This is a genomic window from Nonomuraea sp. NPDC048881 (assembly GCF_040649795.1).
GTDB lineage: Bacteria > Actinomycetota > Actinomycetes > Streptosporangiales > Streptosporangiaceae > Nonomuraea.
Map to the genome: position 1 here is coordinate 375,588 of NZ_JBEZGC010000004.1, position 12,708 is coordinate 388,295.

Genomic DNA, 12,708 nt, shown 5'->3' on the forward strand with positions numbered 1-12,708 from the left:
AGTAGGACATGATCCATGCGTGAGACCGACGATGAAGGACGTCGCGGCGGCGGCGGGCGTGGCGCTCAAGACCGTCTCGCGCGTGGTCAACGGCGAGCCCGGCGTCCATCCGGCCACCGCCGAGCGGGTGCGGGCGGCCATCGACCGGCTGGGCTACAGCCGCAACGAGAGCGCCCGGGTCCTGCGCACGGGCATGACCGCCACCATCGGGCTGGTCATCGAGGACGTCGCCGACCCCTTCTACGCCGGTCTCAGCCGGGCCGTCGAGGACGTCGTCATCGACCACGGCTGCCTGCTGCTCAGCGGGTCCTCGGGCGAGGAGCCGGGCCGGGAGCGCGAGCTGGTCGAGACGTTCTGCGCGCGCAGGGTGGACGGGCTGATCGTCGTCCCGGCCGGTGACGACCACGCCTACCTGCGGGGCGAGCTGGAGGCCGGCACGCCCGTGGTGTTCGCCGACCGGCCGCCCGAGCCGGGGATCGAGGTGGACACCGTGCTCGCCGACAACGCGGGCGGGGCCGAGCAGGCCGTCCGGCACCTGCTCACGCACGGGCACCACAGGATCGCGTTCCTGGGCGACGATCCGGCGATCTACACCGCGGCGCGGCGGCTGGCGGGTTACCGGCGGGCGCTCGGCGGGCTGTTCGACCCGCGGCTGGTGGCGATGCGCCCGCCGTCGCTCGACGACGTACGGGCCGACCTGCGGCGCATGCTGGCCCTGGACGCGCCGCCGACCGCGCTGTTCACCGGGAACGGGCGGCTCACGGTGACCGCGTTGCGGGCCCTGGAGGGGCGGCCGCTGGCGCTGGTGGGGTTCGACGACTTCGAGCTGGCCGACCTGCTGCGGCCAGGGGTGAGCGTGGTGGCGCAGGATCCGGCCTGGATGGGCCGGGTGGCCGCCGAGCTGCTGTTCCGGCGCCTGCGCGGTGACGGCGGGCCGCCGGAGCACGTCGAGCTGCCCGTACGCCTCATCCCGCGCGGCTCCGGGGAGCTTCCCGTGACGTGACCGCAACAGAGGAACCAGCAGGGCCGGAGGGCTTGGCAGGGCGTAGGGGCCCAAGCAGGGCCAGCGCGACCAGGACGCCGGCCGCGCCCGCCGCGACGATCGCGCCCCCCGGCCCGATCGTCTCGCCCAGCACGCCGACCAGCGCCGCCCCGGCCGCCTGTCCCGTCATCAGCCCCGCCGACTGCAGCCCGAACGCCTGCCCGCGCCCCTCCTCGGGCACCGCGTCCACGAACCGCCGCTGCAACCCGAGCTGGTACGACAGCCCCGCGGCCGCGCACGCGGCCAGCACCGCGGCCCACCCCACGCCGGGCCCGAGCGCGAACCCCAGCCACGGCACCCCGAGCAGCACGGCGAGCGGCGCCGACAGCCGCTCCCGCAGCGGCGGCGCGGCGAACCTGCCCACGGTGAACTCCCCCACCGCCATCCCGGCCGCCGCCGCGGCGAGCACCACGCCCGCCCGCCCCTCACCGCCCAGGTAGGGCACGATCATCGCCTCCGCCCCGGCCAGGCACATCGTCGGCAGCCATCCGGCCAGCAGCAGCCCGCGCACCCGCCGGTCGGCCAGCAGCGACCGGTTCACCCGCAGCGTCTGCCGCACGGCCCCCGTCCCGCCGCTCCCCGCGGCGGCGCGGGCGGGACGGTCGGGCAGGCCGAACCGCAGGACCACCGCGCCGAGTGCCGACAGCGCGGCGGTGGCGGCCAGCGCGCCCGGCGCCCCGGCGAAGGCCAGGAACGCGCCTCCGGCCGCGAGCCCGCCGACCTGGGAGGCCGCCGAGGTGACCCCGATCACCGACCGGCCGAGCACGAACGCGTCCCCCGGCAGGACGTCCGGCAGCGCCGCCGACCTGGCCGCCCCGAACACCGGCGAGAACAGCCCGCTGACCAGCACGAGCGCCAGCATCCCCCACACCGGCAGCCCGGCGTAGGCGAGCAGCAGGCACACCGCCGCCCTGACCAGCTCGCCGGTCACCATCAGCGCCCGGGGCCGCAGCCGGTCGGCCAGCGACAGCAGGAACATCCCGCCCACGATGTACGGCAGCCACCCCGCCATGTACGCCGCCGCCGACAACCCCGGGGAGCCCGTCCGCGCGTACACCAGCACGGACAGGGCCAGCATCTTGATCGATTCCCCGGTGACCAGCAGCGCGAAGCTGCCGAACAGCACCCGGAACTCCTTGACCGCGAACACGTCGCCGTACGTCGCCGCTCTCACATCCCCGATGCTGCTGAACCGGCGCCCGGCCCGGCCATGGTTTCGGATATAACCGAAAGGTGGCACTGAAGATCCAGGTGACCCCGCAGGACCTGGTGGCCAGCAGGTTCGCGATCTCGCCGCTGATCGAGACCATGCACGCCCACTGGACGCTCGACGGCAGGAACGAGCCCGGCGTGCACCGGCGGTGGGTGGAGCGCTGGCGCGGCCCTTACCTCGACCTGGTGCGACGGCATCCGGCGCTGCGCGCGCTGGCGGCGATCAGCGGCAACAAGGGCTACGCGAACGTCGACTTCATCGCCCCGCCGCCGGCCGGGATGAGCGTGCCGTTCGAGACCGAGCTGGCCTCCATGCGCCGGACCCCGGTCGCCCAGGCGCACGAGGAGATCGCCCGGGTTCTGGCCGCGCTGCCGCCGGTGCCGGAGCCGATCCGGGACCTGCTGTTCTCGCCGCGGGTGGTGGAGGTGCTGGCCGACGCGTACGAGGCGCTGTGGCGGGAGATCATCTCGGTCGGCTGGCCGCGACTCCACACGATCCTCGAACGCGACGTGATCCAGCGGGCCGGACGCCTGGCCGCCTACGGCTGGGCCGCCGCGCTGGACGACCTGAGCGACCAGGTGCGCTGGCGTCCCGACGGGCACATCGAGGTGCGCCTGCACACCCGCCACGGCTCGCACGTGCTGGGCGGCGGGGGCCTGCTGTTCGTGCCGACCGCCTTCTCCGGCTCGGTCGGCGTGTACCTGGAGGCGGCCTGGCCCAACGCGCTGGTCTACCCGGCCCGCGGCACGGGCGCCGCGGTCGGCGTGCCGGACGGCGACCTGGCGCTGCTGATCGGCCGCACCAGGGCGCGCCTCCTCACCGAGCTGGCCGTGCCCGCGACGACCACCCACCTGGCCGCCCTGCTCGGCCAGAGCCTCGGCGCGACCGGCGGGCACCTGGCCGTCCTGCGCAGGACGGGCCTCGTCGTCGGCACCCGCACCGGCCGTTCCGTCCTGTACGCCCGCACGCCGCTGGGCGACGCGCTGGCCGGCCGGTCACCGGCGTAGCGGGCCCCGCGTCAGCCCTTCAGCGCGCCCGCCATCAGGCCGCGCATGAAGAACCGGCCGAGCAGCACGTAGATCAGCATGGTCGGGATCGAGGCCAGGACGGCCGCGGCCATCTGCTGGCTGTAGGGGGTGGCCTGGGCCCCGGCGATGTTGTTGAGCATGACGGTGGTCGGCCAGCTCTGCGGGCCGGTGATGAAGACGGCGAACAGGAAGTCGTTCCACAGGGAGGTGAACTGCCAGATGATCACCACCGCGATCGCCGGCCACGACACCGGGAGCACGACCGACCAGTACGCGCGCAGCATCCCCGCGCCGTCCACCCGCGCGGCCTCGATCAGCTCGTCGGGGATCGTGACGTAGTAGTTGCGGAAGATCAGCGTGCAGATGGGGATGCCGTACACGACGTGCGCGAGCACCAGGCCCGGGATGCCGCCGTAGAAGACGCCCTGCAGCCCGGTCTGCTCGTTCAGCCAGACCATGAGCTTGACCAGCGGGATCATCACGCCCTGGTAGGGGATGAACATGCCGAACAGGAACAGCGTGAACAGCACGTCCGCGCCGGGGAAGCGCCATTTGGACAGCACGTAGCCGTTCATCGACCCGAACGCGCACGACAGCAGCGAGCCGGGGACGGCCAGCAGCACGCTGTTCCACAGGCCGGGGGCCAGCTTCTCCCAGGCCACCCGCCACGCCTCGGTGGTCCACGTCCTGGGCAGGTTCCACGCCTGGCCGGGGTCGGCCTCGGTGAGCGGCTTGAAGCTGGTGGCCAGCAGCACGTAGATCGGGACGAGGACGACGACCACCAGGGCGAGCAGCAGGCAGAACCGCACGATCCCGAACCCGGTCCTGCGCCGGGCCGCGACGGCCGTCATGGCCTGCGCTCCTTGCGCACCGACCAGATCAGGTACGGGATCACGAAGACCGCCACGCTGAGCACGATGTACGAGGCGATCGTGGCCCCCTTCGCCGGGTCGTGCGAGTCGTAGACCGCCACCCACATGAACACCGCGGGCACGTCGGTGATGATCTGCTTGCCGGACACCGCCACGATGAGGTCGAAGACCTTGAGCGAGATGTGTCCCAGGATGATCAGCGCCGACAGGGTGACCGGCCTGAGCATGGGCAGCACCACGTGCCGGTAGACGCCCCACTCGCCGGCGCCGTCCACCCGCGCCGCCTCGCGCAGCTCCTCGGGGACGCCGCGGAAGCCCGCCAGGAACAACGCCATGACATATCCGGACATCTGCCAGATCGCTGGGAGCGCCATCGCGGCCATCCCCCAGTCCGGATCCCTGAACCACTGCCACTGCGGCAGCCCGATCGCGTCGAACAGCCGGTTCAGGCCGACCGCCCGCTCACCCGTCCCCGAGTTCATCAGCCACCGCCACACGATGCCGGTCGCGACGAACGACACGGCCATCGGGAACAGGTAGATCGCCCGGAACGTGCCCTCCCCCCAGATCCCCTTCTCCATGAGGAACGCCAGGAACCAGCCCAGCACCAGCGCCCCCGCCACGAACGCGATCGTGAACACGATCGCGTGGTCGACCGACAGACGCCAGCGCGCCTGGTCCCAGATGTCGACGAAGTTCTTCAGCCCCACGAACGTGCCCTCGGACACCTCATCGTGCTGGTCCGTCATGGCCAGGCGGAAGTTCCAGCCCAGCATGCCGTACACGAACACGCCGATCGCCACGATCGACGGCGCGACGAGGAGGAGTCCGGGCAGCCAGGTGCGTGCCCGCCTCACAACCGTTTCCCTTCGCGCGGGTACGGCGGGAGCGTCCCGCCGTACCCGCATGCGTCACTGAGCGTTGGCCTTGGCCGCGTCGGCCAGGCCTTGTTGCAGGCCCTTGACGTCCTTGCTGCCGATGAACAGCCCGACCGCCTCGTTGATCGAGGCCAGCCACGGCTGGCTCACCGAGACGCCGTGCTGGATGGAGCCGGCCAGCTTGTCGCCCGACCAGTCCTTCAGCGCGTCGGCCAGGTAGTCGGTGTAGAGCGACTGGTCGGCGTCCTTGCGGGCGGGGATGGAGCCCTTCTTGGGGTTGAAGGCGTCCTGGCCCTCCTTGCTCGCCGCGACCTTCAGCCAGGCGACGGCCCCGTCCCGGTTCTTGGCGCCCTTGGGCAGCGTGAAGCTGTCCGACAGCCACATGTAGGTGCCCTCGGTGCCGGGCGCGGGCGCCCAGTCGAAGTCCGTCTTGGACGTCTTGCCGAGGCCGCCCTCCGGCGGGTTGTGGAAGTAGCCGTAGGCCCAGTCGCCCATGATGTTGAACGCCGCCTCGCCGTCGGCCACCTGCTTGGCGGCGGGCTGCCAGTCGTCCTGCGGGTCGCCCGCGTACGACATGATCTTGGCGTAGTTCTCCAGCGCCTTCGTCATCTGCGGGCCGCTCCAGTCGGCGCCCGGCTTGAACAGCGCGTTGTAGGCGTCGGTGCCGAGCGAGCCGAGCAGCACGTTCTCCAGCAGGTGGGTGGCGGTCCACTCCGAGCCGACGGAGATCGGGATCTTGCCCTTGGCCTTGACCTTCTCCAGGTCGGCGATGAACTCCTCGATCGTCTTGGGCGCGGCCGCGATGCCGGCGTCCTTGAGCACCTTGGGGTTGAACCACAGGACGTTGGACCGGTGGATGTTGACCGGCACCGAGTAGATCTTGCCCTCGACGCTGATCTGCTCGACGAGCTGGGCGGGGAAGACGTCCTTGAGCTTCAGCTCGTCGTACAGGAACGTCAGGTCCTCCAGGTTGCCCGCCTTGATGTAGCCCTGCAACTCGGCGCCGGCGTGCCCCTGGAACGTGTCGGGCGGCGTGCCGGCCTGCAACTTCGACTGCAACAACGCCTTGGCCTTGTCACCCGAGCCGCCCGCCACGGCGGCGTCGAAGAACGTGTAGTTCGGGTTCTTGTCCTCGAATATCTTCTTCATCGCCGCGAGGCCGTCGGCCTCACCGGGGCCCGTCCACCAGGAGAAGACCTCCACCTGCTGCTTGCCGCCGCTCGACGAACCCGGCTCAGAAGTCTGGCCGCCGCTGCCTCCGCCGCAGCCCGCCAGGCCCAGAACGCCCGCCATCGTGATCGAGACGGCCGCTAACCACCGTCGCATCGCACACCATTCCCTTCGCGATCCCCCGAAGTTGGTGACCTTTGACAACGTTGTCAACAACGGCTATCAACCCACTTCGCGCGCGCCGACGTCAAGGGCGGGGCAGGTAACAGGTCCGCATACTCAGCCCACGCGCTCCAGCGTGCCGGCCGGCCCGGTGAGCACGGTGACGCCCGCGTCGTAGCCGGATCCGGGCAGGTCACCGGGGCCCGCGGCCACGACCAGCGCGCCTTTGGCCACGGCCAGGCCGACCAGGGCGGGCAGGTCGGCGCCGGCGCCGGGCGGCCACGTGCACAGCACGACGTCGGACTCCCTCAGGCCGACGGGCACGTCGAGCTCGGCCATCCTGGCCAGCAGGTCGGCATGGGTGAGCCGGGCGCCGCCGGGCAGCGCCAGCGCGTCCTGGCGCTTGGCGTCGAGGGCGGGCAGCGCGGTGGGCTCCAGCACGAGCAGGCCGCGGAAGTCGATCGTGTCGAGCGCCGGGCCGAGCGAGACCACCTGGCGCACGCGGGAGCCGTCGGCCGCCGCGATCGCCGTCTCCGCCAGGTCGGGGGTGGTGATCAGCATGCGGGCGTCGCACTCGCGCAGCAGCGCCGCCACCTCCTCGACGCCGAGCCCCGGACCGATCGGCGCGGCCACCCCGCCCGCCGCCAGCACGGTGTGCAGGGCCACCGTCTGGGTGCCGGTCGTGGAGACGTGCACCCCCACCACCTGGTCGCGGCGCGCTCCCCTGCGCACCAGCCCGGACGCCGCCCTGGTCACCTCGGTCACCAGGCTGCGGTAGCCGTAGACGTGGCCGCCGCGCAGATCGATGAGCGCCGGCCGCTCGCCCCGCTCGTAGGCCCGGCAGAACACCTCGTGGATCACGGTGCCGGAGGACGAGGCGGACGGCGTCATGCCCGTCAACGTACGGTCGCCCGCGCGCCGGCCGCATCCACCGATCTATGTAGAGCGGTGTGCATTTCCCCAGCCCAGGGCCGAGGTGGGCGGGCCCGAGCCCTGCGCGACTCGAGCCCGCTGTCACGCGCCCCGGAACCGGGCCCCCACCCCTCCGAGAAGGCCCGGCTCCGTCGGGACGCGTGACGTCCCTCGGTCGATCGGCCGCCGCGGCCCCCGGCGCGAGGACGGGAAGCGCGGGGCGCGGTCGATCACACGCAGAACGGTAGGCGTTCGGACCGGGGCGGCACATGCGCTGACATGGCCATTTGACGATGTAAGCGGCGGGCGGCGGCGATGTGTAGAGAACCCGCCGGGATCAGCGTCCGCCGATCACCCATGCGGCAATCTGTGTACGTGTGGAGAAGCCCAGCTTGCCGAGGATGTTGGCGACGTGCCGCGCGGCGGTGGCCGGGCTGATCACCAGTTCGTCGGCGATGGCCCGGTTGCTCAGCCCGCGGGCGACCAGCTCGGCGATCTCGCGTTCCCTGGCCGTCAGCCTGCTGTCCTGGGCCGCCGGGGCGACCGGCGCGGCCGGCAGCTCGGGCAACGGGCCGCCGAGCGCGCACGAGACCGCCTGGTCGGCCGTCATCGCCAGGCCCTCGGCCCACAGCAGCGCCACCACGGCCTCGCCCAGCCGTTCGCGGACGGGGGCCAGCAGCTCTTCGGTGCGGGCGTCGGGGCGGCGGTCGCGCAGCCCCAGGGAGGCGGCGGCCAGCAGGACCGCGCGCCGGTCGTCGCCCTCGGCCGCCACCAGGCGCGCCCAGGCCGCCAGCCGCCGGGCGATGCTGTCACGCAGGCCCGCGTCGCGGCTGAGCACCAGCGCCTCGGTGAGCCGCGCGCGGGCCTCGGCCAGGTCGCCCTCCTCCAGCGCGACGCGGCCGAGCCCGGCCAGGCAGCTCACGATCTGCTGCCGGGCGTCGATGTGCCTCAGCAGGCGCAGGCCGGCCTCGTAGTGCCGCCGGGCGGCCGACCGGTCGCCGGTGCGCCGGGCGATCTGGGCCAGGCCGACGTGCCCGTAGGACTGGCCGAGGTGGTTGTCCAGCCGTTCGCTCAGCGACAGGACCTCCTCGAACGCGCGCCGCGCCTCGTGCAGGCGGCCGGCCCGCAGGCCGAAGTCGGCCCGGGTGCCCTGGGCGAGCGACTCCAGGATCGGGTCGCCGCGCCGCCGCGCCGCCTCCAGGGCCGGGGTCAGGGACTCCTGGTCGCCGGTCGCCTGGGCCAGCATGATCAGGCCCACGGCCTCGCCGTAGGCGTCCTGGGCGTCGACGCACAGCGCCAGCCCGATCTGTACGCACCGCGCCGCGAGCCCCGTCTCGCCGGCCGCGAGCGCCAGCTCACCGCGCAGGATCATCGCCTGCCCGCGTAAGCCCTCGGGCACGTCGGGGGCGTCGAGCGCGAGCAGCCGGTCGAGCCGCTCGGCGATGTCCAGCCGCCGCCCGCTGGCCATGAGCAGGTAGCGCACGTCGGTCAGCAGTTGCAGGGCGGTCTGCGGCGACCCGCTCGCCACGGCCCAGTCGCAGGCCGCGCCCACCTCGGCCTTGAGCCCGTCGAACAGGTTGACGTAGCGCTCGAGCACGGGCCACGACGTGCGCGTGCCCGGCGCGAGGACGTCCTTGAACCGCCCGGCCAGCCCGGCGAGCGCGGCCAGGTGCGCGCGGCGCAGCGCCGCCTCCTCGCCGGACTCCGCGAGCCGCTCCAGCGCGTATTCGCGGACGGTCTCCAGCAGCCGGTAGCGGGCCTGGCCGGCGACCTCGCCGTCGAGCACCACCAGCGACTTGTCCACCAGGTCGCACAGGCGCGGCAGCACGTCCTCCTCGGGCAGGCCGGAGCCGGCGCACACCGCTTCGGCCAGGTCGAGCGTCCAGCAGGAGCGGAAGGCCGCCACGCGGCGCAGCAGCAGGCGTTCCTGGGGGCTGAGCAGCCGGTAGCTCCAGTCGACGGCGGCACGCAGCGTACGGTGCCTGGCGTGGGCCGTACGGGCGCCGCCCGCCAGCACCCTGAACCGGTCGTCGAGCCGCTCGACGAGCTGCCTGACCGACAACACCCGCACCATGGCGGCGGCCAGCTCGATCGCCAGCGGCAGCCCGTCGAGCGCCTGGCACAGCTCGATCGCCAGCGGCAGCGTCTCCTCGGTCAGCTCGAAGCCAGGACGCGCGGCGGTGGCCCTGGTCACGAACAGGCGCACGGCCTCGCTCTCCTCGCCGACGAGCGAGAGCGGCGGCACCCGCCAGACCGTCTCGCCCGGCACCCGCAGCGGCTCGCGGCTGGTGGCCAGCACGGTGAGCCGCGGGCAGGCGCCGAGCAGGTCGCGGCAGAGCTCGGCGCACTCGCCGACCACCGGCTCGCAGTTGTCCAGGACGAGCAGCACGCGGCGGCCGCCGATGGTGTCCGCCAGGTCCTCGGCGATGCCGAGCGCGGCGCGGACCCGCTCCCGCAGCTCGCCCTTCTCCACGTCGGCCAGCTCGACCAGCCACACGCCGTCGGGGTGCTCGGCGGCGACCCTGGCGGCCAGGCGCAGGGCCAGGCGCGTCTTGCCGATGCCCCCCGCGCCGCACAGCGTCACCACGCGCGAGACGCGGCCGAGATGGGCCAGCTCATCGAGATCGGACTCCCGGCCCACGAACAGGTTGGGCTCGGCCGGCAGGTTGCGGAAATCGGCGGTTCGCAGCATCACTGTGAGTGTGGCATCAACTACCGTTCGCGCCCAGACTCAATCGGTGGCGAACTCGGCGGCCCGCGGTCAAGCCAGCGCGGCCTCCAGCACCGCGCGGGCCACCTGCGCCACCGCGCCGGCCCGGGAGCCGGGGTGCTCCAGCACCACGCCGACCGCCACCTCCGGGGCGGTCGCCGGGGCGAACGCCGTGGCCAGCGCGTGCTCGCCGCCCGCCGTGGCGATCTTGGCGGCCACCTCGACGCCGGGGACGGCGACGGCCGCGCCCGGCCCGCCCGCGTGCGTCCCCGCGGTCATCATCGCGGCCAGGTAGCGGGCCTGGACGGTCGTCATGGTGGTGCGGTACGGCTGCGGCCCCGCCTGGCCGAGCAGCGAGCCGTCCGGCAGGCTCACCTCCTCCACCAGGTACGGCCGCATCAGCACGCCGTTGTTGGCCACGGCCGCCGACAACATCGCCACCATCAGCGGCGTCGCCCGGTCCTGGTCCCGGCCGACGGCCGACAGGGCGGTCCGCGCCCGGTCCATCCCCTGCGGGTACGTGCTGGGCGCCGGGGCCATCGGCACGCGCAGGTCGCCGTCGCCGAACCCGAACGCCTCGGCCTGGTCCCTGAGGATGTCCTGGCCGAGCTGCACCCCGATGCCCGCGAACGCGGTGTCGCACGAGGTCTGGAAGGCGCGTAGCAGCGTGGGCCGGGGCCTGCCGCACGAACCGGCGAGCGAGGCGGGCAGCCGCGGGCGGACGACGGCGTCCACGGGGGCCGTCGGCGTGTACTCCCCCGAGGCCAGCGCCGCGGCCGTGGTCACCACCTTGAACGTGGCCCCCGGCGGATAGACCTGGTCCAGCGCCCGGTTCAGCAGGGGCCGGCCGGGGGCGTCGCGCAGCCGGTCGAGGGCGCCGTCGAGCCGGGCGGGGTCGAAGGTGGCCAGCGTGTTGGGGTCGTAGGACGGGTAACTCGCCAGGGCGAGGATCGCGCCGGTGGCCGGGTCGATGGCCACGGCCGCGCCGGGCACGCCGGCGGCCTCCAGGGCGTGGTAGGCGGCCCACTGGGTGCGCTGGCCGATGGTCAGCCGCACGTCGGCGCCGGCCACGTCGCCGTCGCTGACCATCGAGCGCACCTTGACCTTGGCGTCGTCGCCGGACAGGACGCCGTCCTCGGCCTCCTCCACGCCCGTGGACCGGTAGAGGGACAGGTAGCCGGTCACGGGGGCGTAGAGCTCGCCGTCGGTGTAGACCCGCTGGAACCGGTACGGGCCGCCGCCGGGCGTCGGGCGGCTCCTGGCCACGGTCGCGCCGTCGTAGGTCAGGATGTCGCCGCGCGGACGGGCGAACCGGGAGATGAGCGAGCGCTCGTTGCGGCGGTCGGCGTTGAGCCCCCGCGTCCCGAACGCCTGGACGACCGTGATGTGGGCCAGCAGGACGAACAGCAGGGCGGCGCAGAGCACGGCCATGCGGCCCAGCGGGACGTCGATCTGCTTCGCCCTGGTTCCCGCCATGGTCCTTGGTCTAACAACCGGACCACCAAGGCAGGGCTACAGGACGCTGCGGTAGTAGGAAATCTTGCGGTGGATGTAGTTCTGGCGCTCGGCCAGGTTGGCGATCTGGGCCTGAACCTGCCGGTCGTGCTCCTCCAGGAGCCTGATGCGGTCGGGGATCGTGTCGTCGCCGCCGCGGACGAGCTCGGCGAAGCGCAGCAGCATGGCGATGGGCATGCCGGTGTCGCGCAGGCAGCGGATCATGCCGAGCCAGCCGACGTCCTCCTCGCTGAACCTGCGCTGACCGGCCGCGTTGCGCTCCACGCGCTCCAGCAGGCCGATCTTCTCGTAGTAGCGGAGGGTGTCGAGGCTGAAGCCGGTCTCCTCGACGACCTCGGCGGGGGTGTACACGCTCACGCGTCCCAGTCTTTCACCTGGAGCGCACTCCAGGTCAACGGCTTGACATGGAGTGCGCTCCAGGTCCGAGGGTCTGCCCCATGAACATCGCACTCGGCACCATCCCGTTCGGCACCGGCGTCGGCCTGCGGGAGACCTTCGCCATCCTCGACCGCTTCCAGGACGCGGCACCATGAGCGCACCCGTCTGAACGCCGTCGCCTGGGGGATCAGGGCAGGTGGTCGGCGAGGTAGCGGCGGACGAGCTGCTTGCACTCGGCGATCAGGTCGGCGTCGCCGCCGGGATCGGCCCGGAAGGCGAGCTTGAGCACGGCGTCGGTGGCCTCGACGGCGACCACGAGCGCCCGGTCGAGCCCGGGGCCCGCGGGCGCGTCGAGCAGGGCGAGGGTGAGGGCGCGCAACCGGTCGGCCACGATGACGTTGTTGTCGAGGGCGCTGTCGAGCGTGCGTTTGGTGCCCTCCAGCGGCGGCCCGCCCGGGGTGGGCAGGACCTCGCCGAAGTCGACCACCGCGAACCCGGGGGTGGTGCGCTTCATGTCGACGAACTCGTCGATGGCCAGGTCGACCAGGTCGGTCCAGTGGCTGAGATCGGCCTCGGCGATGCGCTGGGTGACCCGCTGGAGGAACGCCTCCAGGTTGCGCAGCGCGAGGGCGCGCACCAGGCCCTGCTTGTCGCGGAAGAACTGGTAGAAGGTGCCGATGGGGACCTCGGCGCGGCGCGCGACCTCCTTCGTGGTCAACGCCTCGTAGCCCACCTCGTCGAGCAGGAGCGCGCACTCGTCGAGCATCCGCTCCACCCGCTCCACGCTCCGGCGCTGGGCGGGACGGCGGCGCAAGGTACTCGTCATGC

At 73.1% G+C, this 12,708-nt stretch carries 11 protein-coding genes; 2 read left to right on the forward strand and 9 right to left on the reverse strand.

Features of this window, described 5'->3' with window-relative positions; genetic code table 11:
- Positions 1 to 31 precede the first annotated feature (31 nt).
- On the forward strand, positions 32 to 1,003 hold the full coding sequence (locus tag AB0C33_RS16875) for a LacI family DNA-binding transcriptional regulator (RefSeq protein ID WP_358289063.1): 972 nt from the start codon (positions 32 to 34) through the stop codon (positions 1,001 to 1,003).
- Here the strand turns inward: AB0C33_RS16875 and AB0C33_RS16880 are convergent.
- Positions 966 to 2,216 carry an MFS transporter gene (locus AB0C33_RS16880; protein ID WP_358288412.1) on the reverse strand — a complete coding sequence of 417 codons (1,251 nt, stop codon included), beginning with the start codon at positions 2,214 to 2,216 and terminating at the stop codon, positions 966 to 968. The two genes, AB0C33_RS16875 and AB0C33_RS16880, sit on opposite strands and share 38 nt — an antisense overlap.
- Positions 2,217 to 2,275: 59 nt before the next feature.
- Here AB0C33_RS16880 and AB0C33_RS16885 point away from each other — a divergent pair, with 59 nt between their 5' ends.
- Positions 2,276 to 3,262, forward strand: coding sequence for an ArsR family transcriptional regulator (locus AB0C33_RS16885; protein ID WP_358288415.1), 987 nt, complete (start codon positions 2,276 to 2,278; stop codon positions 3,260 to 3,262).
- An 11-nt stretch (positions 3,263 to 3,273) separates the two neighbouring features.
- Here the strand turns inward: AB0C33_RS16885 and AB0C33_RS16890 are convergent, their stop codons facing one another.
- The 8 genes from AB0C33_RS16890 to AB0C33_RS16925 all read right to left on the reverse strand — a co-directional run bounded on the left by AB0C33_RS16890 (position 3,274) and on the right by AB0C33_RS16925 (position 12,706).
- Positions 3,274 to 4,134 carry a carbohydrate ABC transporter permease gene (locus tag AB0C33_RS16890; protein ID WP_358288417.1) on the reverse strand — a complete coding sequence of 287 codons (861 nt, stop codon included), beginning with the start codon at positions 4,132 to 4,134 and terminating at the stop codon, positions 3,274 to 3,276.
- Positions 4,131 to 5,012 carry a sugar ABC transporter permease gene (locus AB0C33_RS16895; RefSeq protein ID WP_357972963.1) on the reverse strand — a complete coding sequence of 294 codons (882 nt, stop codon included), beginning with the start codon at positions 5,010 to 5,012 and terminating at the stop codon, positions 4,131 to 4,133. Before AB0C33_RS16895 ends, AB0C33_RS16890 begins: the two co-directional genes overlap by 4 nt.
- A gap of 54 nt (positions 5,013 to 5,066) precedes the next feature.
- Positions 5,067 to 6,359 (reverse strand): ABC transporter substrate-binding protein, encoded by a 1,293-nt coding sequence (locus AB0C33_RS16900; protein ID WP_358288420.1) that lies wholly within the window; start codon positions 6,357 to 6,359, stop codon positions 5,067 to 5,069.
- Positions 6,360 to 6,482: 123 nt separating this feature from the next.
- The gene (locus tag AB0C33_RS16905) at positions 6,483 to 7,256 is read right to left on the reverse strand and encodes an AMP-binding protein (protein ID WP_358288421.1); all 774 of its coding nucleotides are present in this window, start codon (positions 7,254 to 7,256) and stop codon (positions 6,483 to 6,485) included.
- Positions 7,257 to 7,614: 358 nt separating this feature from the next.
- Positions 7,615 to 9,969, reverse strand: a complete 2,355-nt coding sequence (locus AB0C33_RS16910) for a LuxR C-terminal-related transcriptional regulator (RefSeq protein WP_358288423.1) — start codon at positions 9,967 to 9,969, stop codon at positions 7,615 to 7,617.
- A 69-nt stretch (positions 9,970 to 10,038) separates the two neighbouring features.
- Entirely contained in the window at positions 10,039 to 11,463 is a 1,425-nt protein-coding gene (locus AB0C33_RS16915; RefSeq protein WP_358288425.1) for a penicillin-binding transpeptidase domain-containing protein, read from the reverse strand.
- A 36-nt stretch (positions 11,464 to 11,499) separates the two neighbouring features.
- Positions 11,500 to 11,859, reverse strand: a complete 360-nt coding sequence (locus AB0C33_RS16920) for a MerR family transcriptional regulator (protein ID WP_352352118.1) — start codon at positions 11,857 to 11,859, stop codon at positions 11,500 to 11,502.
- 208 nt (positions 11,860 to 12,067) lie between these two features.
- Positions 12,068 to 12,706 carry a TetR family transcriptional regulator gene (locus AB0C33_RS16925; RefSeq protein WP_358288428.1) on the reverse strand — a complete coding sequence of 213 codons (639 nt, stop codon included), beginning with the start codon at positions 12,704 to 12,706 and terminating at the stop codon, positions 12,068 to 12,070.
- Positions 12,707 to 12,708: the final 2 nt, after the last annotated feature.